Origin of the sequence: Aquimarina sp. RZ0 (assembly GCF_008370685.1) — a bacterium.
Taxonomy (GTDB): domain Bacteria; phylum Bacteroidota; class Bacteroidia; order Flavobacteriales; family Flavobacteriaceae; genus Aquimarina.
Genome location: NZ_VTZU01000003.1, coordinates 206,979 through 231,666 on the forward strand (window position 1 = coordinate 206,979; position 24,688 = coordinate 231,666).

The following is a 24,688-nucleotide window of genomic DNA, read 5'->3' on the forward strand; positions in this document are numbered from 1 at the left end:
CTGACGAAAAATAGTTGTTTTTTGACTTCACAACAGTGCTACGAAGTAAGAAAAATACAAAAACTGAGTGAAAAGGAACATTTTTATGGGTATAAAGAATTGAAAAAAATGTAGATCACCTCAGTACGTAGTAAATGTAAAAAAGTTCTTGTTACAAAAATATGATTGTAATCAGAGAATCTCAAAAAATATTCAAATAACTGATCAAAATGATTTGTTATAAGGTGTGATTAACCTGATACATATGCTAATTCGACTAACTTGCAGGAATAAAAATAGTTTTTATTCTGTCGATAATACCTTGTAAAATACTAAAAATTGCATCAGAAGAAAAACCGCCGATAAGTGCCAATATACTTTTATTAAATAAGTTGATTCCTTGGGGATCGATTTTGTAGAAAGAAATTATTTCAGAACTAATGAGTCCTGCGATAACACCTAATATAATAACGGCGATATAGTATACAGTATCTTCTGGCACGAGTGTGCTGTTTTTTACAGAAGTGCTTACATTTTTTAGTAAATAAAACAATACACCTAATCCTGCTACAGATGATAGATATCCCATATTAAGTAATAGCGGCATTCCATTATTATCCATGACGCCTTTATCAAGAGAATCATTATTTACATCTGGCGAGATCCCTGTAAGAACAAATGTAATCAGAAATAAAAGGGTGAGCAGTATTAGATTTCTAATTAAGGGAAGTTTACCAAAAAGTGACTTATTTTTTTCTTTTTGATTCAATTCCCTGGTGTATGCTATCGATTTTGGAGTAGCTGGAGCGATATTTTTGCAAAGTAGGTTATGAGCATTGATCAAATCATCTACAGAACTGTTCTGTACAAGGGCATTTATTTCTGTATTAATAAGGATACCATTATATACCGCAAAGGATAACATATTATTAATTTCATGACTTAATTCATCAATTATTTTCTTAGAAATACCAGGTGATGTTTCTGTTTTTATAATTGTTTTTTTTGAAATTTTTTCGGGCTGTACGTCTGTATTACTTGGAGTTGTCATTATATAGTTTTTATACATAGTGTCTGGTCAGAAATAGACGATTTTCATAATTTGAAAGATTTTTGATGAAATTTAGAATTTATTTTTTGAAGTAGATGCTATGCATCAAACAAGTAAAAATAAATTCTAAATTTCGCAAAAAGACACACATTTGATGTTGCTGTATTTCTGACCAGATACTAAATAGTATTGATTTGCTAAAGCTATAAAATTAGAAGCACAATTAATTAAGTGGTTACACTTGTTTTTTTGTATAAACAAAGTATAAATACTGTGGTTATACCGTATAAAATTGTCAGAAATTTTCACTCAATTTGTAATAAGTGAATTTATTCTATTTATATACACAGCCTATAAGATAAAAAATTACGTGATTAGTTGGTAAATTCATAATATTCCCTTCATAAACAGGTGTTTTTACTTATTTAGGATTTTAAGTGATATAAGTAGTTTTGACTATAGACAAGTAAAGGTATACATAACATAGTATGCGAACCCTATTAATATAGATCACACAAGTCTTAAATGAGTAGTAAAAGGGCTTTTATTGCAATGTTTTTTTTTCTTTTATTTCAGAGTAGCGTGTATTCGTTGACTTTGATAGAAGCGTATTCTTTTGTGCAAGATACTTCTGAGGTTACAAAGAAAACCAAAGGAGCTTTGGGATTTATTAAGAAGCTATTTCATCACAATGATTCGTCTAAATTAGCTAAGAAATTTATACATCAGCATCATAAATTATTAAAAGATACTAAGAAATCTACTTTTGCTACAGGTATTAAAAAGATACTTCATAAAGATTCTGTTTTTAAAACCAGAAAAGATTTTGAATTAGGATACGAAGTATTTGGCTGGTATCCTTATTGGGAAAAGGATTACTACAAATATCTTAACTTTTCATTATTGTCTACAGTAGCATATTTTTCATATGAGGTGAACCCTAAAACAGGAAATGCTATAACTACGCACGATTGGTCAACAACACCTCTGATTGATTCTATTCAACAATATTCTGATAAAAAAATATTACTTACTGTAAGTAATTTTGGACAGAAGAATAATAGAAGCTTTCTTAATAATACCAAGGCAGTTGATCAATTGGTAAAAAATCTGATAAAGTTATTAGCTGATCGAAAGGGAAATGGAATCTGTATTGATTTTGAAGGAGTTGCCAAGAAAGAAAAAGAAGAATATACCTCTTTTTTGCTCACACTATCTAATGAACTAAAAAAAGCAAATAAAGACTATCTGGTATACATAACATTACCTAGTGTCAATTGGAGTGAAGCATTAGAATTTGCATCAATAAATCAATCGGTAGATAAGTTTGTGATCATGGGGTACGATTATTATGGAAAAACCAGTACTGTAGCTGGTCCTGTATCTCCTTTAGAAAGTGGTAAGGAATGGGAGCCCTATAATCTTACAACTTCTGTAGATTATTATTTAGAAAACAAAATACCAGGTGAAAAACTTCTTTTGGCATTACCTACTTACGGGAGCATCTGGGAAACTAAAACTCAGAGTTTACAGTCTAAAGCAAAGGCATTTATAGGAAATCGAACATTTAGTTATATCAAAACTGAAATAGAAAAAAATGAACAAATTTATATAGAACCTCTTAGTAAAAGTGCCTATAGTACCTATAGCATTAAAGGCAATAAAAAACAATATAGGCAATGTTGGTTCGAGAATGACTCCAGTTTTGTATATAAAACGAAGCTTATCAAAGATAAAAAGTTAGCAGGAATAGGCTTATGGGCTTTAGGGTATGACAAAGGCTATAACGATATATGGAAAGTTATCAGTGCAGAAATGTCTAAACCTGCTAAAAAATCAATAGATGAAGAAACGGCAGTTGCTACTAATGACTCCATTGGTAACAATGATAGTAATTCTATTTTTTCAGGCATTACCAAAAAATTAGGACTTACAGATCCTGATAGCAAAATTAATACTGTAGAGAAGAAACTGATATCTATAACGAATTATAAAAATATTCTACTATATACCATGTCATTCATATTATTTTTTGCCTGTGTAGGTTTTTTGGGAGCGATGTGTACACCTAATACCCGGGCGAGTTTTTTCAATGACGCTTCTTTAAAAGGATATTATATAGGTCTGATGTTACTGTTGGCTATTGTTGTTTTTAGAATGATAGGATGGATAGAAGATAATACTGTGATGCTTACAGTAGGTTTTTTACTAGGGATATTGGCTTTTTATCTGGCTAATAAGATTATTGAAAGAAAGAAAAAAGAATTACCATGAGTAGTACAATAACGGTAAGTGAAAAAAAGCTGAAAGCTGAAGAAGGCAAGTTTAAAAAAATACTTGCTACAGTTAAGAAATTAGTATCCAAAGAATTGCTTTGGTTTCTGCTGGTTGCTATTGTATCTATTCCGATTGCCTTGATAATTTCATATGTAATTCATACCTACGGGTCTGATGAGGTGCTAGAAATATTTGCAATTGTAGCCGGTGATCAACCAACATTTATGGTGATTTATGCAATCTGTGCTATTGGGATTTATATATCAAGAATTATTGCCAATGCCATTAAGACGCAATTAGAAACTTTAAAAAAAGGGTAAATGTTAGATAAGGCTTTAACATTCATAGCATCCTATCTCAACCAAAATCTAAAAATGACTTTTGGGTTGAATGAGGATGTAGCAGTTTTAGGAAGCCTAGTAAATCTAGATGGTAGCATTACTAAAAATATCGAAAATAAAGTCATACTCTCCATTATTAATTTAGAACACGAGAAGACCGTAAAAAATATGGGAGGGTATATACCGAATCAACAAGGTTCTTTTGGTAAAGTAGATCCTCCGGTATATCTTAATTTATATTTATTGGTTTCGGCAAATTATAATTCTGAAAATTATCTGGAATCTCTAAAAATGTTATCCGCTGTTATAGGTCTTTTTCAATCCTCGATCATTTTTACGCCAAAAACGCATCCCGAACTTGATCCTTTAATCGAGCGATTGACTTTTGAAATTTATAATATTCCTATCCAGGAATTAAGCCACATATGGAGTGGTATTGGTGCCAAGTATGTACCATCAATGGTATATAAGATAAGAATGATCTGTTTCCAGAAAGGAATAATAAAAGAAGAAGTATCGGCGGTAAGCGGGCTGGGAACCAATATTAAAAAATAACACTAGATGAATAAAGATCTTCAAGAATGGTTTCAACTGGAAATACTACACGAGTATTTTGAGATGCACTTGTGTCCTGTTTTTAAGGTAAAGCCTTTTGCATCAACTCAGCAATTGATGAAGAATTATACTATTCATATACAACAACTGGGTAATGTTTATAAAGGATATGTGGGAGTCTCAGATACCAAAGCTACGTGGCAAGAATTAAAAGGCGTAGAGGATTTATATTTTCAATTGATTCATACGGATTCTAATTTTGCTAATTATACCGATGTTTCTACTACTAAAAAAGAAGATACCTTACTTTATATCACAAATTCTATAGTTGCCAATAGAGTACAGGAGCAAGAATCCATTGTTCCAGATACTTATTTACCTGCACAACCTTTACGATTTAATGTTTCAGTACCATCAGACAAACTCGTTACCGTACGTATTAAAAATAGTAAAGGAGAGCGTATACAAACACAGGTTTCTAAAGAAAAAAAATCCCGTGTTTTTGTAGATATTGAGGTTTTTGGGACAGGTATCTATGAGATTTGGATTGATGATAAACTCATAAAAACATTTTTTGGTACCTCTGAGAGAATGGATGAGAACTGTTACGGGATTTTGCATACACAGATGAGATCTGTTATAGAATCTTTAAAAGAAAACAGAGTGCCGTCATTAAAAATTAATTTCCCTGCAAGAGCTACCTATTGGCAATATGCTGTGGTAGTTCCTGATGATAAAAAGATAACCATTCGGGAACTATTACTTGAGGGGTCGGATAAAGTACAGTATACCGGTCCGGAAGAAAAAGAAATCGCTGGAGGAGTAGCATCAAAAATATTTACTTCATTAAAAATGATAAAGTTTCAGCAAAAAGTAAAAGAACATCCTTTGTTAAAAATAAAATATAATAATGATTTTTCTGATACTGTATTAGAATTAGATCTAAAAATGCCCGTACCGAATGCATCAAAGGTTGTTTCCAAAAAGCAGAATAACGAGAATTTATTTTATTCTCAAACTATAATCTATGTATAACTCTTAAATTAAAAAGAATGTCAGTAACAGCAATGAAAACCCCAGGGGTCTATATCCAGGAGCTGGATGCCTTTGGAAATGCAGTTGTACCTGTGCCTACGGCAATTCCGGCTTTTATCGGATTTACGGCGCAGACCAACTATAATGGTAAAGACCTGGTCAATAAAGCGGTTAAAGTAACCTCTTTGGCAGAGTTTAATGCAATTTTTGGGAGCAAACCTCCTCTAATTCAATTTAGTGTCACTGCAATTTCTGCCAAACCACCGAAACCCGCTACTCCGGCAGCAACAGATCCAAAAAAGAAACCAGCTGATGCAGCTTCAAAACCAGCTGGAGATACGAGTACAGCCTCTGCGGTTCCTGATTTTCTAATGGGAACTAATGGATATTCATTAGCAACATCTACTGTAAATTATCGATTGTATAGTGCTGTTCGATTCTTTTATGAAAATGGAGGAGGAACCTGTTATATTGTATCTACGGGAGGATACGATTATTCGTTGACAGGATTATCATCTACAAAACCCTTTGAAGATGCATTAACCGTGCTGACAAAAGAAACAGAGCCAACGATGATTGTAATTCCGGATGCAGTGGAATTAATGGATCCAACAGAGGCTGAACTGGCTAATAAGTATGCTTTGTGTTATACATTACAGGGAGAGATGATCAATCATTGTGGAGAATTGGCAAGTAGAGTGGCGCTTATAGACATTCCAGGGGGATATAGTGAGCCATTAGTAGGAACCACTAGTATAGAAGGATTCAGAAATGCAGTAGAACCTACACTTCCTAAGTTTAATAGTTATGCTGCTGCATATTATCCGTGGCTACACACTACAGTGAATCAATTAGGAGATGTATCTTATAAAAATATTGCACCAGGAAGTTATGCTGCTGTAAAAACATTATTAACATCAGAATTTCCGGCAGTAACAGATCCTAAGACTAAAAGTGCTGTACCTAATCCCATTACTAAGTATATAACAGCATTATTTGCAGCAAAACCTGCTGCAGATGGTATTACTCAAGATAAAGCAGATGGAGTACTTAAAAATTTAAGTGCGTCTTATAAGTTATTGTTAAAACACATGCTTGAGAAACTTAATTTAATGCCTCCCAGTGCTGCCATGGCAGGAATATATACCACAGTAGATAATAATGAAGGTGTATGGATTGCACCAGCCAATGTAGGAGTACAAGGAGTAATCACGCCGGCTGTAAAAGTAGATCATCAGGCGCAGGAAGATCTTAATATGCCATTAGATGGTAAATCAATTTGTGCCATCAGGGCTTTTCCCGGTAAAGGAGTTTTAGTATGGGGAGCAAGAACATTGGATGGTAATTCTAATGATTGGCGATATATCAATGTGAGAAGAACACTCATATATATAGAACAATCTGTAAAAGAAGCAGCAAGTGCTTATGTTTTTGCGCCTAATGATGCCGTAACCTGGGTAGCTGTAAAAAGTATGATCAGTAACTTTCTTATAGGATTATGGAATCAGGGAGGCCTGGTCGGACCTAAACCTGCAGATGCATTTTCTGTAACGGTTGGATTAGGAAGCACTATGACAGGTGATGATGTTCTTAATGGAAGAATGATTGTAGCAGTAAAAGTTGCAGTATCACATCCTGCAGAATTTATTGAGATTACTTTTCAGCAGGAAATGCAGAAAGGGTAAGGAGGTATATTAAAGAAAATAAAAAATAAACTAATATTTAAAAACATACAATTATGGCAGATGATGGATCAGCACAAGGTGCAATTTGGCCGTTGACTAAGTTTTATTTTACAGTAAGTTTAGGTTCACAAGATAGCACGGCTTCTTTTCAGGAAGTTTCTGGATTAGAAACAGAAACACAGATTGTAGAATACAGACATGGAGATAGCAAAACATTTAGCACCATAAAAATGCCTGGAATTGCTAAAACAGGTAATGTGACGCTTAAAAAAGGAGTGTTTGTAAAAGATAATAATTTCTGGAAATGGTATGATGCTATAAAAATGAATACGATCAAAAGAGAAACAGTAGTCATTCAATTATTAGATCAGACTGGAGCTCCTACTATGACCTGGACATTAACCAATGCCTGGCCAACAAAAATTACGGCGACAGATTTAAAATCAGAAGCAAATGAGGTAGCAGTGGAGACGCTAGAATTAGCGCATGAAGGCTTAACAATTGCGAATGAGTAACTATGAGTAGTGATTATCCCATTACAGGTTTTTATTTTAGACTAACTTTTCCTTTGGAATTAGGATTACTGGATACTTCATTTAAAGAGGTGTCGGGGATGGCGATGGAAATGGGAATCGAAGAAATTGCAGAAGGTGGGGAGAACCGGTTTAAGCACCGGGTTCCTACTGGAGCAAAATACCAAAACCTGGTTCTTAAACGAGGATTGACCACCAGTGTATCGGCACTTTCATTATGGTGCGAGGCTACCTTAGCAGGTGGTTTATCCTCTACGATTATAAAGCAAACCGTTATTGTGAGTCTTATGGACGAAAATTCTTTACCTATTAAAAACTGGAGCTTTGTAAACGCCTGGCCTGTAAAATGGGAGTTTTCGCCATTAAATTCCATGAATAATGAGATTGTTATAGAAACACTTGAGTTAACCTATGATTATTCCTTAGTACTATAATATGCCAATAGAAATAAGAGAACTTGTTATCAAAGTTAAAGTAGAAGAGAAAATGAATACTTCTCAAGAGCTTTTGGATATGGATGAGGTGCGAAAATCGATCACTTCTATTTGTAAAAAAGAAGTAAAGAAACAATTGGAGAAACATAAAGAACGATAGATGTCAAAAGATTTGATGGAGATTATAGCATATTCAGATAATGAATATTCTGGATCGGGCACCTCAAGCTGTACGGTTCAAATCAATCCTGCATCCTACTCTCATGAACATAGGACATCGTATAATAACACAGTGTCTCAGGGAGCACCTGGTGCAACCTTAAAATTCAAAGGAATCTCGCCGGAAAAAATATCTTTTGATATTTATTTTGATGCTACAGGAGCGGTGAGTACCGCAAGTATTCTAGATTCGCAAGTAGCTGTGGATGATCAGATACAAACTTTTAAAGACGTATGCTTCACTTATAATGGAGATATCCATGAACCTAATTATCTAATTGTGTCCTGGGGGACATTAGTTTTTAAATGCAAGCTAACCTCTCTAAACATATCTTATACATTATTTCAGAGTGATGGTACTCCATTAAGAGCTAAATTATCAGTGTCTTTTGAAGAAGCTATCGATGCTGATTTGATCGCTAAAGATGCGGGTAATTTATCTCCTGATCTTACACATTTGGTAGAAGTAAAAGATGGAGACACCTTGCCTCTTATCTGTTATAGAATGTATGGTGATACCAGTTATTATATGGAAGTTGCAAAATATAATAATTTACTCAATTTTAGAGATATCCCTCCAGGGACAAAAATATATTTACCACCAATTAAATAAATTATCTCATGGCGAGTTCACCAATAGTTGAAGGGAATCACTTAGTAACTTTTACCATTACCTCCGGCGGTTCGGATATTCCAGATACATACCAGGTACTGGACATAAAAGTAATACAAGAAATCAATAAAATAGCAGAAGCCGAAATTACAATCAGAGATGGCAGTGCATCAGAACAAACTTTTGAAATTACTGATGCAGATACTTTTGTGCCTGGAGCAGAAATAGAGATAAAACTAGGTTATGAAAATCAAAATGATAGCGTGTTTACAGGGATTGTGACCAAGCAATCTATAAAAATAGATGCTTCTGGGTCTATATTATTGATCACTTGTAAAGATACAGTGGTGCAGTCTACTATTGCCAGAAAAAATGCTGTGTTTTTATCAGCTACAGATAGTGATATTATAGAACAAATTGCAGGAAATTATAGTTTTGAAAATGCTGTTGACGCTACCACTGTTACACACGAAGAAGTAGTTCAGTTTTATGCTACAGATTGGGATTTTATTGTAAATAGGGCAGAGGTAAACGGGATGGTGGTTTTTACGGATAGCGGTACATTGACAGTTGCAACTCCCGGAGTTAGTGAAACAGCTGATTTAACGGTACAATACGGATATGATATTATAGAATTGGATGCAGAGATTGATGCAACAAGTCAATACAGTAGTGTAGAAGGTAACTCCTGGGACATGGCGAATCAGGCATTGACCAATGCTACAGCAAGTGAACCTACGGTTAACGATCAGGGTAATTTATCAGGGTCAACATTAGGCGAAGTATTATCAGCTACCAATGTATTGAATGCCTCGGTACCTATTACATCCGATGCTGTTCAGGCCTGGGCAGATGCTGTATTGTTAAAATCCAGAATGTCCAGATACAGAGGAAGTATTACTTTCCAGGGTTCAGCTTTGGCTAAGGTAAATGGAACAATTACATTAAATGGTCTGGGAGATCGTTTTAATGGAGATGCATACATCTCTGGTGTTACACACTCTATAGATGATGGACAATGGCATACAGAAGTAAAAATAGGAATGTCTCCAGAATGGTTTAGTGAGAAAGCAAATACCTCTGGCCCCATAGCCTCTGGCTTATTACAGGGAGTAAAAGGATTACAAACCGGAACAGTAAAACAAATTTATGAAGATACTGGTGGAGAATATAGGGTAGAGGTACAGATTCCTGTATTAGACGATGATACAGCTACTGTCTGGGCGAGAATGTCTACTTTTTATGCCAGTAGTAGTGTTGGAGCATTTTTTTATCCCGAAGTAGGAGACGAAGTTATACTGGGGTTTATGAATGAAGATCCCAGATTTCCAATAATTTTGGGAAGTGTATATAGTAGTGCATTGACACCTCCCGTAGATATTGCAGATGCCAATAATTATATAAAAACGTTGATGACCAAGAGTCAGTTGCAACTACAGTTTGACGATGAGAATATTGTGATGACCATAGTAACACCAAACAATAATACGATTGTTATTAGTGATCAGGATCAGGGGATTACAATTACAGATGAGAATAGTAATCAAATCCAGATGAATGCAGATGGGATTACTATCCAAAGTCAATCCAGTATGACTATTCAGGCTGCTGATGATCTTACCATACAAGGATCATCGGTAACGATTACAGCAGATAATGATTTGACAGTGAGTGGTAGTTCGGTATCAGCATCAGCAGATCAATCAATGACCATTAGCGGTAGTAGCGGATGTGATATTAGTAGTAGCGGAGAAACAAATATTAGCGGATCTATGGTAAACCTTAATTAATATGAAGTATAAAACATCATTTTTAGGAACCGGATGGGGATTTCCTCCAACATTTCATAAAGAAAAAGAATTAGGTGTCGTTATGGTATCTGATGAGAAGGATATAGAGCAATCTCTTGAGATTCTATTAAATACGACCATAGGAGAACGTATAATGTTACCTAAATATGGGACTGATTTATATAGTTATTTGTTTGAATCTATTTCTAACTCCAGAGTACATCTTATTAAGGAAATGCTCAGAACTGCTATTGTAAAATTCGAACCTAGGATTAAATTAATAAAAATAGCATTAGACGAGTCTGATTATCTGGACGGAATTATAAGAATAAATTTAGATTATATAATTCCTTTGACGAATACAAGATTTAATCTAGTGTTTCCATACTATAAAGTAGAGGGAACAGATATACCTTTATTATATAAAAAGCAATTACAAAAATCAGAAGTTTTGCCTAAAACATTAGAAGATATTACCTAATCGATAAGTACATTTTTTTTAAAGTAACAACAGTAATGATCGAAAGACGGAAGGGAACCATACAGCATCAGAGAAAAAATGAAAACCTGATTAGGCAGGATTTTAAAATAGATGATAGATCTTTTGAGGATTTGTTGGGGTATCTTATATCATATGCAGAATACATTAATTTTTATAATATAGACAATCATATTGATGGTAACTGGAAGGTTCTTTTAGAACATGATCCAATCTTGTATATGGTAACAATTATACAGGAACCCGTTGTTAATCTCACAAGTATTGACGATAACAAGAAAACAGTTCAGGATATATTAAAGTGGTATGATAAAATAGAAAAATGGAAAAAAGATTTGATAGGTTTTCATGAAGATATTTTAGCAAACAAAATCGGAAACATTGTATCTGATGTATTACAATATCAGAGAGAAAACTTGTCAGAATACCTCAATAGTATTGAAGAAAAAGAAAAGCCAGAGCCCAAATCATTTTCTGAGGCAATTCAGCGATATTCTAAACCACCACCAAAGAAAAGGGAGGTAGATCTACCCGAGGTAGTAGAGACATTAAAGAAGATTATCCTCCATATTCAGGATTTTACAAAAAAATATCTAAGGACGTATATTTTTAAAAGAGATGACCACTTGCCTAATAATGCCATGTATATCACTTTTGTAATGCTTTATGAAAAATTGCAAGGTCATATCAACCAGTTATCAAAAAAGCACCTTGATTTTTATTACAAAGAGATACTGCAACAGACAATAAGTAGAGCGATTCCCACTACTGCGATTGTATGTTTTGAGGCAACCCCAAAATCAAAAAGTACTCCAATCCCTGAAGGGACAGAGCTTTCTGCGGGTAAATTATTTGGCAGTAAAAAAGAAATTCTTTTTAAAACCAATAAAGCCATATTAATAAATCCTATTAGTATACAATCTATAGAAACATTATTTTTTAATAAAAGTTCCTTTATAAAAGTAGGCACAGATCTTCCAATTATATCCAGTATTCTAAAAAATCAATTAATACTCAATGCTAAAAAGAATCCCGAAACTAATAATTGGGCATTATTTGGAGCAGATCAAAATACATTAATTAATTCTGAAATAGCCCCCATAATTACTACAGATGTTGGATTTATGATAGGATCTCCCGTGTTATTTCTGGAAGAAGGAAAGAGAGAAGTTACCCTAAGCTGTACATTAGAAGAAAATTCTGCAAGTCATATATTTTGGAAATTATTGGAGCAAATGACAATCAATGAAAAATTACCATTTGATGTCGTATGTGCCAGAGTTTTTGAAGAAGCATTTATAATATCATATACATCCATAAAGAGTTGGGAGACAGTTTCTTCTTATGAGGTATCGTTTAACAAAGAAGAAAATACATTTATAATACACTTTGTTCTTCAGAATACAGAAGCCCCAGTTACTGCATTAGCCTCAGAAAAAGAGCATTCTGTTTGGCCAATGATCAGGGTGATATTTGATGAGTATGCTCCAGTGTATGTCTATTCCTTCTTTAAAGGAGTCATTCTCGAAGATATAACTATTGATATTGAGGTCACAGAAATCAAAAACCTGGCTGTATATAATAACATAGGTAAAATGCCATTAACTAAAGCATTTGACCTTTTTGGGCCACTACCGGCAAAAGGAGGATACCTCATGATAGGCAAAAGTGAATTATTTAAAAAAGAAATAACCCATATAGATATCGATATTGATTGGGAAGCAGTACCGGCAGAATACGGAGGTTTTGATACTTATTACCAGGAATATACAGAAGCATTTGCAAATGATTTTTTTAAGGTAAAAATACAGACACTATGCAATGGATATTGGTTTCCCAGAGAAGAAGCATTAGTAGAAGAACATAATCTTTTTGAAACAGAGGATTGTCTTACTCCAGAAGGGTATGATAGCACCTTGGTGTCGTCCAAAAAATCTTTTTCATTAAATAACCTAGGGAAGTATGAGTTTTCCAGAGATTACAGGCTTCAGGATCCTCTGAAATATACAATACATACCCAAAGCGGATTTATAAAACTTACACTGGATTCTCCGGTATATGCTTTTGGGAAAGATCTATATCAGAAGAATTATACAGAAATAGCCACATATAATGCTAAGAATGAAGAAGAATTACCATTACCTAATAAACCCTTTATACCCAAGGTAAAGGGAGTAACCCTGGCGTATAAGGCAAAAGATGTACTTTATTTTAATAATTCTTTTTCTAATGATGATAGTACCGGTGTAATAGCAGGCGATTATCTGCATATAACACCTTTTAGCATCCAGAAAATAATAAGTGATAGTAAAGTGTATAAAAATACAATAGTCACGGATTATGATGGAGAAGGATATTTTTATATAAGATTAGATGGGCTTAGTACAGGTGTTGGGTTTTCTTTGTTTTTTGATTTGCAAAACCAAACAACAGCTTATAATTCAATAAAAAATAATATTGTATTTCAATTCAAAACATCAGATAGTTGGACAGTACTTACAGAAAAATATATGATCTCTGATAGCACCAATCAACTGACAAAATCAGGTATTATAGAATTCAGATTACCAAGCCATATTACAATCAACAAAGAAGATATATTCGAGATACGATGCATAGCAAAAAAACAAGCCTATACATATCCCACTATAAGAGGAATCTATGTAAATGCTGTAACCGCCTCTTGTACAACCGAAAATATTGATATTGTTGGTAAGCAGATAGCCGCTAATAGGATTACTAAAATAGTAAAGAAAATACCTGGAATAAAACAGGTGCTACAACCAGCACCTTCTTATGGAGGAAAGCTTCCGGGAACACCAGATATGCTGTACACAGAAGTAAGTGAACGAATACGGCATAAAGATAGGGCAGTTACTCTTTGGGATTATGAGCGATTAACATTGCAGTACTTTCACGAAGTAATTGCGGCAAAATGCACCAATCTTAACGATAATTTTAAACCGCAGGCAGGCTATGTACGATTGATCGTATTAAGTGCCAAATGGGAAAATGAACATCATCATTACTTTAATGGAAACGAATTATCACAAATAGCAGAATTCATCCAGAAAAAATCAAACTCATTTATAAAGGTAAAAGTCCAGAACCCAGAAGTAGAATGGTTATTGGTAAATTGTATAGTAACCTTTTATGAAGAAGATGATGGTGGATATTATATCAATGAATTAAATAAGGTAATTAGTGAATACTTATGCCCAATGCCATTAGGTAATACTAATATTGAGGGTATTGGAGCTACCGTAGAGCCGCGGATGTTAGTGAGCTATATAGAAGACCTGCCTTATATACAGGGAGTTGAAAAATTAAATATAGAACATATTGTCAAAAAAGAGATGAATGATTTTACATTGAAGGTATATGAAGAAAGTGAAATGATACGCCCTACAAAACCTTTTTCAATTTTAGCCCCGATGCATAAACATCATATCAATTCTCACGCTGCAATAGAAGAAACTCATGGAGAAGCCACAGAAGAAGAAATGCTAAACTTACAGGTAGGCATAGATTATATTATCGAAGCAGATGAAAAAGAAAGCAAACAGGAACTAGAGAAATCTGAGTCCTCAGTACTAGATACAACAACAGAAGTAAAACCCAAAAAAGAAATAGTGCCTTATGACAAATATAATACGGTACTGACATTTACAATTGAGAAATAGTAATTAGAAACTATACAATATCATATCCCCAAAGACTTCAAAAATAACGAACGGATACTCATTACCTAAATAAGATCAAAGTGAAAATAAAGCTATTAAACAGACAGAGTCTTAAAGCACTTTTTAGTGCAGGAGCTCGACCCAAAGAAAGTAATTTCTCTAGTCTTATTGATTCTATGATAAATAAGATCGATGATGGTATTTCTAAAAATACAGAAGATGGATTAGTATTGGCTCCACAAGGAAAAGAATCCGATAAGGTGATTAGCTTTTATGAAAACGTAGAAGATGAATTACCCCATTGGAGCATAGAACTTAATCAAGAAGATGACAAGGGCTTGTCTATCGTTTCTCCTGTATCTGATAAGGAAGTCACGCAAGTAATGCATTTACAGAAAACAGGAGCGATTGGTATCGGAACCAGTAAACCAAGAACGGCCCTGGAGGTTGATGGAATTTTGGGAACGACAGCACGCGTAGGAACTTATATCCTGGATACAGTTCCTGCAGACGGCGAGTGGCATGATATCATTACAGGATTGGATGGATGTGTCGCCTTTGAGATAGTCGCGCAGGTAGGAAAAGAAAAAACAGGTAAATATGCTTTGCTGCACGCGCATGCAATAAGTACTTTTGGTAAATCTCACCATAAAATCAGAAAGACGCAGGCACATTACGGCTGGTTTTGGAATAAAATAGCCATACGATTTACAGGTAGTACCTATAATTATAAACTACAGCTTAAGACCCGATCAAACTATGGGTCGGGTAAAAAAATTAATTTTCACGTTTCAAAAATGTGGGATACAAAGATCATGGAACTTTTTAAATAAGCAGTAAGCTTTTTACACGAGTGGATAGAAAAGGATATATAAAGAAAAAGAAGAAAGGGACAGGTCTATACGAAGATCTTCATCTGGAGGGATTAGAAGTTCTTCAGAAGTTGAGTGGTGCCGTATGGACAGACTATAATGAACATGATCCCGGGGTTACCTTATTAGAAAATATATCCTACGCACTTACAGAATTAATACATAAAACAGAGCTGCCCATACAAGATCTTCTTATACAAAAAGAAGGAGAAGAATTACGTTCTGGGGATAATGGGCTATTTGTAGCATCAGATATTCTAACGACAGATCCTATTACCTTTAATGATTACAGAAAAATATGGATTGATCAAATAACAAATGTAAAAAATGTATGGATACATCCTGTGGATGTTGAATCATCATCAGTTAATAATGCTAAAGGATTCATGTATGTCTATGTAGAGAAATATGTATATGCACAGGAGCCTGAGGAAGAACTCATAGAGAATCAACGCATTATTAAAGAAGTAATAGCCTTATATAATGATCATAGAAATTTATGTGAAGATATTTATAAAGTAGAAATATATGAACCTTTATTCCTCACGCTTGAATTAGAAGTATCTTTATCAGAGAAAGTCGATGGAGAAGAAATATTGGCAACAATACTGAACAAAATAAATAATTATCTGACTCCAGAAGTCAACTACTATCCATTATGGAAATTGCAGGAAAAAGGAATGTCTGCCAATGAAATTTTTAATGGTCCGCGATTATCCAATGGATTTATTCTGGATGAAGATCTAAAAGACCCTTTAAAAGAGATTATTATTTCGGATATCATAAAAATTATAGCTAGAATTGATGGAATCCTGAGCATTGCTAATTTTTGTCTAAAGTATACCGATAAAAAAAGCGGAAAAGAAGTATCTATAAGAAATCGTCTGAATATCCCGGTAAATACTGCACCAGTAGTTAGTTTTCCAGCGGCAAACGAAAAATTGATTTTTGAGAATTCCGGGATTTTTTTTCAGCCTGATTTAGCAGAAACAAAAAAACAATTGTCATTCATTCAGGCATTGGATTATGGAAATTACAGAGCAGCTTCTACTTCTTTAAATAGAATACCTATACCACAAGGAACTTATAAAGATATAAACTATCATTACCCAATCAGGAAACAGTTTCCAGAACTATACGGAATAGGAGATGTTGGTATTAGTGCAAATGCTACCCCATTACGAAAAGCACAGGTAAAACAATTACAAGCATATCTGATGCCAATCGATCAGCTGATGGTTAATTTTTTAAGTCAATTAAGCAATCTATACACATTATATGATGTTCATAATACAATAGAACGGTCATATTTTACAAAAGAATTACCAGATTTAGACGATTTGATAGAACTGATTAGACCTCCAGAAAATTACGACGATATCTCTGTTGTAAAATCCTATTGGGATACCCTGGTAAAAGCACTTAATACACATTTTGATGTAGGTGTTTTAGAACGTTTTGATGCCATTGCAGATCAATTATTAGCTAGATATAATGAAGAATTTAGAACCTACGCATTACGCAAAATTAATAGTAATAGTTATGGAGAAGCTCTTACATCTGATCGATTCGAGAAAGAAGCGTTAGCAATGAAAAGGGCTTTTATAGCATCATATGATTCAATAAGTTATACCCGGGCACGTGCTTTTAATTATCATGCCTTATCAGAAACAGGTGTACAGAAAAATCAGAAACAATTAATTCCAGGATTGTTTAGAAAAATTGCAATTCTTACAGGGATGAATGATTTTAGAATACAGTCGCTCACTAAAATTCTGGAAGATTCTGGAGTTATAGTGCATCCCAAGGCTGTAGAAATAGAACTTAAGGTTAGAGAAATAGATATCCATACACCAGAAGAAGATATTGCAATTGTCACTATAGAAGATGTAGTTGTTAATGAAGTGATAGAAGAAGACTTGTATAAGGCAATGCACTACGTAGGGACAGAAGATAGTATTCTAAGTGAAATATTAAAAAATGGAGTGTTATCACAAAATTATACCATTAAAAAAGATCCTAATACTGATGATAAGTATTATATTTTATATAAAAGAGGAATTACGACTTCCAATATAGCACACATCTGTGACAGCAGGGAACACGCGGTTGCATCTATTAAGAAAGCGATTAATTATTTGGTAGCGCTTAGTCATAAAAGCGAAGGATTTTTTGTATTAGAACACCTATTATTACTACCTCCATATCACGGAGATTATTTTGGCTTTTATCTTGATTTTTCTTTACTCATGACAAAAGTGAATTTACGAATACAGCATCATGAGCAAACTTCATGTAACTACCGAAATCGAAAAATAAATACACTATTAGAACAACTATATCTGGATGAATTGCAGTATAAAGGAATCTTGAGGAATGACTGTTATACAATAGAAATTGTCAGTTCAGAAGGAGAAATACTGGCTATATCAAAAGACAGGTACGATTCTGAAAAAGAATGGCAGGATGTGATCAAAGAATTACAAAATGAATTATCTCTTGTGGATAAAGAACAATTGTCAGATATCGTTCAGTGCTATGTATATTATGGGGCACATGCGGTAAAAGAAGATTTTTTTTCCTTCAGGATGAGTTTTATTTTACCATCCTGGCCGGTACGTTTTCAGAATGAGAGTTTCAGAATGATGTTTGAAAATATTGTATATGAACACCTGCCAATCCATTTAGTAGCCAAGGTATATTGGCTGGACTATAAAGTAGTTCATTTATTTGAAGCCTATTATTTTAGATGGCAGGAACTAATGATAGATGATCAGGGTCATGAAGACCGCGTGTATCAGGCATATCAGTTGATAACTATGTTACAGGAATTAGAGCAACAATATGATGAATTTTGAAAAATGAGCAAACACATATTATTAAGAGTCAGCGCTATGAAGTAGTATTGGAGCAATCATCTGAGGCCTATAGCTATCAATCTAAAATAAGCTACCTGCAAACCTATCAGATACAGTCATTGTTGCAAAAAATAATGGATAAATATAGCTCAGAAGAATTTCTGGATCAATTTGAAGAAATTGTCTTGGATTTAGGAACAGTTTCGCCTTCAAATTTTGAAAAAGAAATATTTTATAGGGTAGAAGAAGCACTAACTACTTTTTTAGAAAACAATTCTTTTGATAACGGAACCTTAAAAACAGGAAAACGAGTACAGATCTATAACAAAAAGATAGATCAGTTTGCATTTTTTCTAAAAAATGGGTATGTAAATTGGCAGGTTGTCACTACAGAAAGACCAGAACAATTATTTCTGGAGCTGATAGCGAATAATAAAGAGGCACTTATTAAACTAGTAAAAGAGCAAGGTCAAAAAGAGGTCATACGCACACGTATGATTGCACAATTAAAAGACTCTTTTTTAGAACAAATAGTAGAAGGAGTTGCGGGTAATGAAGGGATTTATATCAATCAATACCGACAGGATATTATCAGGAAGCAAAAGAGTGAAAAACTAATAGAAACGGCAACAGCTGATTTTAGAAAAGCTACCTGGGAAATAGTACTGACATATATTTTTGTAGAAGCCAATGGATATTATAATAGAAAGAGCTTTCTAAAACTTTTGATCTATAAAATTGCACAAAAATATAGATTGACCTATAAGAGCCTTCTCAGAACAATTATATTGGGGATAAAAGATAGACATGACAAGGGAAGAAAGGTTTTGGATTTTGAAAAACTGCTGATCACCCTTCAGGAAGAGGCAGAAAAAGAAGGAAAAACAAGAAATGATTATCAGAAAAAGGGACTAAAAAAAGAAGAACAGGATTTTATAAAAACCCTTCAATATTTTATGAACTACGGTTCATTACCTGTGGGAATTGATATTTCTTCTTTTCAAGAGTTTTATAAAAAAGTAGTGTCTTATATCGATAATCATCCCAGAATATTTACAGACTTTATTGATGGTTGGATACAACAATCATCAAAAATAGATCGGTTAATTAAGCAATTTCCGGATGCAATACTCTATAAAATACTCAGTCGTTCAAAAAATACCATAATACTAAAACTTACAGCTTTTATGTCCTTAGTACATAAAATAGCTGAACAAAGACTGATAGAAGCAAATTCTCTGAAAAAAATACAGGGAATGATTCTTCTCAAAACCTATAAAAAAATACTCCATGCATCAGGTAGTGAGTGGAGAGAATTCTTATTTCAGATCATACTTCATATAACTATCGATACAGAACTTCTTGAGGTATTAAAAAAAACAGAAAGCCTACTTCCATCTCAAGAAAATGAGATTGAGATGCTGTACTCAGAATTAATAATTAATAGGATAGAAGTAACAGGAATAGAGGAGGTTCAGGTTTCAGAGAAGGTTCTCTCTCAGGTTGGGGTTTCAGAAAGATTATATCATGTTTATAATCAGAGAGAAAGAAGTAGTGTAGAAGAATTTAAGGTATTTTTAGAAAAAGAAATACATATTGAGAAAACCATAAAAATAGTATACACTTTATTAGAGCTTTGTGCTAAGAGCAAGACGTATACTACTACAGAAATTAGCGAATGGGTAGTAAAAAGAGTTGAAGAATTAAAAACTCAAGGAAAATATGCTAATCATACTTCTGTGATAAGAGAAATCCTTAAGTTATTAAGGCAATTAGGAATACCCGAAACCATAGTTATGGGTGTAGAAGGAGCATTAACGATTCTGCAGAAAAGAAAAAACAAACAGCTGCCAGCGATAAAATCTTCTGATGAAATATCCCGAAATATTCCGGATACTATCTATAAAATACTCATAGAACAGATCTATGATCAATTTTATAAACAAACAGAGCAGAACCTACATGAGCGCATTACTACGCTGTTTCTTGAATTTTCAAATACATATAAAGTATCAGTTACTTACCTAAAAGAAGGATTAAAGAAACAAATTGCTAATCGGAAAGATGTACAATTGATAAAAAGAATTATAGAAGATATTTCATCCGAGAGTACAATAACAGTACAACAAAAGGTGATAAATATCCAATATAAGCTGGATGTTATACAGTATTTCTCTGATACGGCTACATTACCCTGGTGGGCAAAAGACACACAGCGATCAGTAGTACAAGAATACTTGGCAGAGGTAATAACCGAGTTTCCAGAACGCTTCTTGCACTGGTATAGAATGGCAAAAAACCAATACCTGTTGATTGGTATCATGAAAGAACATACTTATGATACTTTTCTAGGGCAAATAAATTCATCTGTTAGTCGTCAGGTATTTCAGATTAAAGAATATATAGAACAGCTACTGACAAAAAAAATTAAGCAGATCAGACAAGTTACACAGGATCATATTCATCACATACGGCATATGATAGTTAGCTATGCTTTCAAAAACGGGAGCATACATACGTTGGATTTTACTAGATATCTGATCAATGCGATTGCAAGAGTATTTACTATTGAAGAAGATAGCATCAACATATTATTAAATGAACAAATAAAAGATAACAAAACAACCGAGTTTTGTGACGAAGTTTTTTCGTGGCTGGATTCCCAGGTAAAAAGAATAGCATCTCAGGATGAGGTAATAGAAGTAAAAAAACTTATTGAGGAGCAAAAGGATTGGGAAAGTGTCATCAGATTCACTCCCAGAAAAGAGGTATTGTTCATTCTCAAAACCATTCAAAAAACGAAGCCGGCAGGATTGCTTTTTAATCTAAAACGGATGGCTTTCAGAAAGCAGTTAATAAGCACATTAAGTCATAAAGAACAGCTAGTATTGGTACAATTATTTATGGATATACCAAATCAATCTAAGTTTACAGATATGATGACTGTTTTCGAGAAATTACGCAGGCACATCACAGGATCTCAATATCAAAAAATTTGGGCATATTTTATAGAAACAGTATTATTGACCATCGCAATAGACAAACCTGCAGATTGGTCTGTAAAAAGATGGTGTATGCTACTGACACAATCAGTCTGGATGCTAAAAGATGCGATAGATCCAGAAACTATTCTTTTGACAATAGCAGCGGAGACTGCGGGAGCGATACAGAATGTGCTGTTGCAAACACGGGAAGGAATAGTACAAAAGAAAGAAGAAGTTTTTCTAATAGAAGAGGAGGTAGTGTTTCAGGAAACACCAGAAGAAATCATTGGCGATGCCATATATATCAAAAATGCAGGAATGGTCATTTTGGGACCGTATATTCCCATGTTATTTGATCGGTTGAAATTTACAGAAAACGGGAAATTCAAAAATGAAGATTGTATACAAAAAGGAATACACATACTGCAATATGCGGTTACAGGCAGGGCATATGAAGAAGAGCAACAATTGGCATTAAATAAAATTATATGTGGGATAGATATCCATACCCCAGTTCAAAAATATGTAGATATCGCCCCGGAAGAAAAAGAATTGGTAAAAGGATTACTACAAGCTATTATTACGAATTGGAGTATTCTTAAGAATACGTCAATTGAAGGGCTTAGAGAATCATTTTTGCGTAGAGATGCGCGAATTGTGATTGAAGAAGATAGTTATATACTTACAGTCGAGCAAAAATCATTTGATATGTTGCTGGATCAAATCCCATGGAGTATTGCTAAATTAAAATTGAGTTGGATGCAAAAATTATTAGAAGTACTATGGAGACAATAACAGAGAAGAATATAACAATACAGTTGTTACAAGAGATTGCCTGGCTCGAAACTATTATCGATACTTCAGTAACATTGTATTTTAAAAATGAAAGTCCATATGGTTCTGTACAAGAAATAAAACCTCCTCCTATAGAAAATGAAGAGGCTGGGTATGCCCAGTTATTAAGAAAATATGATCTTAGTTTTGAAGAACGCGTAATACTCATTTTGGCACTAATTCCACATATAAAACCACAGTGTCTGGATGTATTTCTTATAAAAAATAAAAATATAGATACAGAATTTTCAGAATTTGGAGGGCTAAAGGACTCAAAACACGTTGGTTTTATACCAACTATCGAAACAGCATGTTTTATTGTGGGAGGAGCTGATGATATGGCTATTAGACTAAGATTTATGAAAAAGATTCATAAAGATCATTTCCTGTATCGCGACCGTATTTTACAAGCAGAAAAATATCCGATCAGATTACAGGAAAAATTAGAACTCTCTGAAGAATCATTACATACGATTATTACCGGAAAAGAATATGTACCTACATATAGTTCGCGATTTCCTGCGCAATCAATCACCACAAAGTTAAGTTGGGAAGATCTTATCGTAGCTCCAAGTGTTAGGGAACAATTAGATGAAATCCAGCAGTGGTTGCAACATAGTGATCTTATATTGAGACAATGGGGGCTCAATAGAAGTCTGAAACCCGGATTTCGGGTATTGTTTTATGGATCTCCGGGAACCGGAAAAACATTAGCAGCTACATTATTGGGAAAAACAACTAACACTCCTGTTTTTAGAATAGATCTCTCGATGATTGTGTCTAAATATATTGGAGAGACAGAAAAAAACCTGGGACATTTATTCGATGAAGCTGCATCAAAAGATTGGATTTTGTTTTTTGATGAAGCCGATGCTTTGTTTAGTAAACGTACACAAACCAACAGCTCTAATGACCGTCATGCCAATCAGGAAGTAGCATATTTGTTACAACGGATAGAGGATTTTGATGGGTTGGTAATATTGGCTACTAATTTACAAAGTAATATAGACGAAGCTTTTTTAAGACGTTTTCAGATTACAATTGATTTCCCAAAACCAACATATAAAGAACGAAAGCTATTATGGCAAAATATGGTAGGAAGCATTTTTGAAATAGAAGAAGGAGCTGATGTGCTTGATACCATAGCAAAAGAATATGAGCTATCTGGAGGGGAAATGATTAATGTGGTAAGATACTGCGCTATAAAGGCAGCGAGTCGCGGAGAAAAAAGAATAATGTTAAATACGATTATGAAAGGTATTAAAAGAGAATATAGTAAAAGCAATAAAACGTTTAATTAAAAAAAATAGAAGAATATGGCAAATCAAGTATGCAGTGGAGCGATTATATCCTGCTCTTTTGGGTCTGCACCTTCCACATTGACAATATTACCAGTTAATATGGTAAATACAAGTAGTATGCCTGCAGCTACTATTATGGATTATACTCCACTGGTCAATATTATGAGTTTTGGCACCTGTTCATCACCGACAAACCCTACTGTAGCGGCAGCAACCAGTGCAGCACTTGGAGTTTTGACGCCCATGCCCTGCATTCCAGCCACTGCTTCACCCTGGACACCTGGTATTTCTGATGTGGCGATTGGTAGTCTATCTGCATTGGATGATAGTAGTACGTGCACGTGCAGCTATGCAGGGACCATATCAATTACATCCGCGGGTCAGGTACAAACTACGGTTTCATGAATACAATTGGGATGTTAATTTCTAAAATAGTAGAGAATCCTTATGTGAATGTTATAATATCTATAGGATTAATTTTTATAGGGATTGAAGAGCTATATAAAGATGATGTTTTTAATCTAAAATTTCATTGGAAACATATAATGAGTTTTTATGGATTGTTTATGTTATTTCACTCGATGTTTAAAATTTTGAAAGGAGGTATTGGAATCTATAATACACATAAAAAACTAAAAAAGAAGAGCTGAGGTTGTTTTATTTTTGAGGGAATTTTTAAGTTTGCCAACAAAACCAACTAATAGTTTATTTAATGTCAATCTTTGTCTTGCATTAAGAGGAGTTTCATTATGTTTTTCCCAAAACTTAGCTTTTTCTAATATCATCTCTAAAGTGTTTCCAGTAGTTAAGAGAGAACGATATAAAGTGGAATGTCTACTTTTAATAGGACAGAAAAATATAGCCCGTAATCTTATATTTGAATTATGGCAAAAAAGTATGAAGATGAATTTATACGAATTTTTTAATCACAAATCGTATCATACCATAATGAAGGACTTCCAGCCAAATAATAATCAAATAAATCAGATGTTGTTACAAGCATATAACTAGCGAGTAAACCACCAAAAGAATGATCAGCGAGAGTGTAAATATAACCTTGTCTGAATACTAAATTTTTAATTTACACATTATTCAGATAAGATGACAAATACAGAACAACAAGAACTAGAGAAGAAAGCTCTTGA

General features: G+C 33.9%; 20 protein-coding genes. 18 read left to right on the plus strand and 2 right to left on the minus strand.

The annotated features are described in order from the left end of the window. Positions 1-256: 256 nt before the first annotated feature. Entirely contained in the window at positions 257-1,030 is a 774-nt protein-coding gene (locus F0000_RS02750) for a hypothetical protein (RefSeq protein WP_149623168.1), read from the minus strand. A gap of 525 nt (positions 1,031-1,555) precedes the next feature. On the opposite strand from F0000_RS02750, the gene F0000_RS02755 reads away from it, so the two are divergent. The 18 genes from F0000_RS02755 (at position 1,556) to F0000_RS02835 (ending at position 24,193) form a co-directional block, all read left to right on the plus strand. Next, entirely contained in the window at positions 1,556-3,304 is a 1,749-nt protein-coding gene (locus F0000_RS02755; RefSeq protein ID WP_149623169.1) for a glycosyl hydrolase family 18 protein, read from the plus strand. Continuing rightward, positions 3,301-3,627: a hypothetical protein gene (locus tag F0000_RS02760; RefSeq protein ID WP_149623170.1), complete on the plus strand. Its 327-nt coding sequence runs from the start codon at positions 3,301-3,303 to the stop codon at positions 3,625-3,627. The genes F0000_RS02755 and F0000_RS02760 overlap by 4 nt, the downstream gene beginning before the upstream one ends. Next, complete coding sequence (locus F0000_RS02765; RefSeq protein ID WP_149623171.1) at positions 3,628-4,203, plus strand: DUF4255 domain-containing protein; 576 nt, start codon at positions 3,628-3,630, stop codon at positions 4,201-4,203. It abuts the gene before it with no gap. A 6-nt stretch (positions 4,204-4,209) separates the two neighbouring features. After that, positions 4,210-5,238, plus strand: a complete 1,029-nt coding sequence (locus tag F0000_RS02770; protein ID WP_149623172.1) for a hypothetical protein — start codon at positions 4,210-4,212, stop codon at positions 5,236-5,238. A gap of 17 nt (positions 5,239-5,255) precedes the next feature. Then, positions 5,256-6,923 (plus strand): phage tail sheath C-terminal domain-containing protein, encoded by a 1,668-nt coding sequence (locus F0000_RS02775; RefSeq protein WP_149623173.1) that lies wholly within the window; start codon positions 5,256-5,258, stop codon positions 6,921-6,923. 53 nt (positions 6,924-6,976) lie between these two features. After that, a complete protein-coding gene (locus tag F0000_RS02780; protein ID WP_149623174.1) occupies positions 6,977-7,438 on the plus strand; it encodes a phage tail protein in 462 nt (153 codons plus the stop codon). A 2-nt stretch (positions 7,439-7,440) separates the two neighbouring features. Continuing rightward, a complete protein-coding gene (locus F0000_RS02785) occupies positions 7,441-7,890 on the plus strand; it encodes a phage tail protein (protein WP_149623175.1) in 450 nt (149 codons plus the stop codon). A gap of 1 nt (position 7,891) precedes the next feature. Continuing rightward, the gene (locus tag F0000_RS27595; protein ID WP_188112004.1) at positions 7,892-8,050 is read left to right on the plus strand and encodes a DUF5908 family protein; all 159 of its coding nucleotides are present in this window, start codon (positions 7,892-7,894) and stop codon (positions 8,048-8,050) included. Then, positions 8,051-8,722: a LysM peptidoglycan-binding domain-containing protein gene (locus F0000_RS02790; RefSeq protein ID WP_149623176.1), complete on the plus strand. Its 672-nt coding sequence runs from the start codon at positions 8,051-8,053 to the stop codon at positions 8,720-8,722. A gap of 8 nt (positions 8,723-8,730) precedes the next feature. Further along, positions 8,731-10,512, plus strand: a complete 1,782-nt coding sequence (gene vgrG, locus F0000_RS02795) for a type VI secretion system tip protein VgrG (protein WP_149623177.1) — start codon at positions 8,731-8,733, stop codon at positions 10,510-10,512. Position 10,513: 1 nt separating this feature from the next. After that, positions 10,514-10,993 (plus strand): GPW/gp25 family protein, encoded by a 480-nt coding sequence (locus F0000_RS02800; protein WP_149623178.1) that lies wholly within the window; start codon positions 10,514-10,516, stop codon positions 10,991-10,993. Positions 10,994-11,028: 35 nt separating this feature from the next. After that, positions 11,029-14,694 (plus strand): hypothetical protein, encoded by a 3,666-nt coding sequence (locus F0000_RS02805; RefSeq protein WP_149623179.1) that lies wholly within the window; start codon positions 11,029-11,031, stop codon positions 14,692-14,694. Positions 14,695-14,774: 80 nt separating this feature from the next. After that, positions 14,775-15,527 (plus strand): hypothetical protein, encoded by a 753-nt coding sequence (locus tag F0000_RS02810; RefSeq protein ID WP_149623180.1) that lies wholly within the window; start codon positions 14,775-14,777, stop codon positions 15,525-15,527. 20 nt (positions 15,528-15,547) lie between these two features. Next, positions 15,548-18,424, plus strand: a complete 2,877-nt coding sequence (locus tag F0000_RS02815; RefSeq protein WP_149623181.1) for a hypothetical protein — start codon at positions 15,548-15,550, stop codon at positions 18,422-18,424. Then, positions 18,421-22,203 carry a contractile injection system tape measure protein gene (locus tag F0000_RS02820; protein ID WP_149623182.1) on the plus strand — a complete coding sequence of 1,261 codons (3,783 nt, stop codon included), beginning with the start codon at positions 18,421-18,423 and terminating at the stop codon, positions 22,201-22,203. Before F0000_RS02815 ends, F0000_RS02820 begins: the two co-directional genes overlap by 4 nt. Continuing rightward, complete coding sequence (locus F0000_RS02825) at positions 22,191-23,543, plus strand: ATP-binding protein (protein WP_149623183.1); 1,353 nt, start codon at positions 22,191-22,193, stop codon at positions 23,541-23,543. The genes F0000_RS02820 and F0000_RS02825 overlap by 13 nt, the downstream gene beginning before the upstream one ends. Before the next feature lie 15 nt (positions 23,544-23,558). Then, a complete protein-coding gene (locus F0000_RS02830; RefSeq protein WP_149623184.1) occupies positions 23,559-23,948 on the plus strand; it encodes a DUF4280 domain-containing protein in 390 nt (129 codons plus the stop codon). Continuing rightward, a complete protein-coding gene (locus F0000_RS02835; protein ID WP_149623185.1) occupies positions 23,945-24,193 on the plus strand; it encodes a hypothetical protein in 249 nt (82 codons plus the stop codon). Before F0000_RS02830 ends, F0000_RS02835 begins: the two co-directional genes overlap by 4 nt. On the opposite strand, the gene F0000_RS28070 is transcribed toward F0000_RS02835, so the two are convergent. Then, positions 24,176-24,328: a hypothetical protein gene (locus F0000_RS28070; protein WP_223148865.1), complete on the minus strand. Its 153-nt coding sequence runs from the start codon at positions 24,326-24,328 to the stop codon at positions 24,176-24,178. The genes F0000_RS02835 and F0000_RS28070 overlap by 18 nt on opposite strands. Positions 24,329-24,688 lie beyond the last annotated feature (360 nt).

Coding starts and splice junctions, on each gene's coding strand:
- F0000_RS02785 (WP_149623175.1), top strand. CDS start 7,441: ATGAGTAGTGATTATCCCATTACAGGTTTTTATTTTAGACTAACTTTT.
- F0000_RS02765 (WP_149623171.1), top strand. CDS start 3,628: ATGTTAGATAAGGCTTTAACATTCATAGCATCCTATCTCAACCAAAAT.
- F0000_RS02760 (WP_149623170.1), top strand. CDS start 3,301: ATGAGTAGTACAATAACGGTAAGTGAAAAAAAGCTGAAAGCTGAAGAA.
- F0000_RS02805 (WP_149623179.1), top strand. CDS start 11,029: ATGATCGAAAGACGGAAGGGAACCATACAGCATCAGAGAAAAAATGAA.
- F0000_RS02835 (WP_149623185.1), top strand. CDS start 23,945: ATGAATACAATTGGGATGTTAATTTCTAAAATAGTAGAGAATCCTTAT.
- F0000_RS02775 (WP_149623173.1), top strand. CDS start 5,256: ATGTCAGTAACAGCAATGAAAACCCCAGGGGTCTATATCCAGGAGCTG.
- F0000_RS02770 (WP_149623172.1), top strand. CDS start 4,210: ATGAATAAAGATCTTCAAGAATGGTTTCAACTGGAAATACTACACGAG.
- F0000_RS02790 (WP_149623176.1), top strand. CDS start 8,051: ATGTCAAAAGATTTGATGGAGATTATAGCATATTCAGATAATGAATAT.
- F0000_RS27595 (WP_188112004.1), top strand. CDS start 7,892: ATGCCAATAGAAATAAGAGAACTTGTTATCAAAGTTAAAGTAGAAGAG.
- F0000_RS02800 (WP_149623178.1), top strand. CDS start 10,514: ATGAAGTATAAAACATCATTTTTAGGAACCGGATGGGGATTTCCTCCA.
- F0000_RS02825 (WP_149623183.1), top strand. CDS start 22,191: ATGGAGACAATAACAGAGAAGAATATAACAATACAGTTGTTACAAGAG.
- F0000_RS28070 (WP_223148865.1), bottom strand. CDS start 24,328: ATGATATTAGAAAAAGCTAAGTTTTGGGAAAAACATAATGAAACTCCT.
- F0000_RS02780 (WP_149623174.1), top strand. CDS start 6,977: ATGGCAGATGATGGATCAGCACAAGGTGCAATTTGGCCGTTGACTAAG.
- F0000_RS02750 (WP_149623168.1), bottom strand. CDS start 1,030: ATGACAACTCCAAGTAATACAGACGTACAGCCCGAAAAAATTTCAAAA.
- F0000_RS02830 (WP_149623184.1), top strand. CDS start 23,559: ATGGCAAATCAAGTATGCAGTGGAGCGATTATATCCTGCTCTTTTGGG.
- vgrG (WP_149623177.1), top strand. CDS start 8,731: ATGGCGAGTTCACCAATAGTTGAAGGGAATCACTTAGTAACTTTTACC.
- F0000_RS02755 (WP_149623169.1), top strand. CDS start 1,556: ATGAGTAGTAAAAGGGCTTTTATTGCAATGTTTTTTTTTCTTTTATTT.